At 54.1% G+C, this 414-nt stretch carries 1 protein-coding gene; it reads right to left on the reverse strand.

Features of this window, described 5'->3' with window-relative positions; translation table 11 throughout:
* Positions 1-414 (reverse strand): DUF7507 domain-containing protein (locus tag U9S71_RS20845; protein WP_326329793.1); only part of this gene is annotated, 414 nt, incomplete at both ends.

Genomic DNA, 414 nt, shown 5'->3' on the forward strand with positions numbered 1-414 from the left:
GCCACGGTGATCGTGTAGTTCAGTGTAGCCGGGGCAGCGATAGCCGTAAGGTCTACTTCCTTGGTTACCGTAACCGAAGGCGACTGCGTAATGGTCGTCGTGGCGTCATCACTAACCGCATCGGTAAGCTCATCGGCATCGAACGAAAACATGTTCACAATATCATTGCCGTTGTCGATGTGCGATTGATTCGCTGCGTAGCTGACTTCGTATACCCAGGTCTCGCCCACACCAAGGTTGCCGTCATTGTCGGTATCACCTGTTGGCATACCTAGGGTCAGTGTCGTATTCGTGCCATCCTGCGCAACCGCATCGGATGCTGCAATGCCCGTCAGGCTCACGTTGCCCGTGTTCTCCACGGTGATCGTATAGTTCAATGTGGCCGGGGTAGCGATTGAAGTAAGGTCTACTTCC

It is taken from the genome of Parapedobacter flavus, from assembly GCF_035818675.1.
Lineage (GTDB): Bacteria > Bacteroidota > Bacteroidia > Sphingobacteriales > Sphingobacteriaceae > Parapedobacter > Parapedobacter flavus.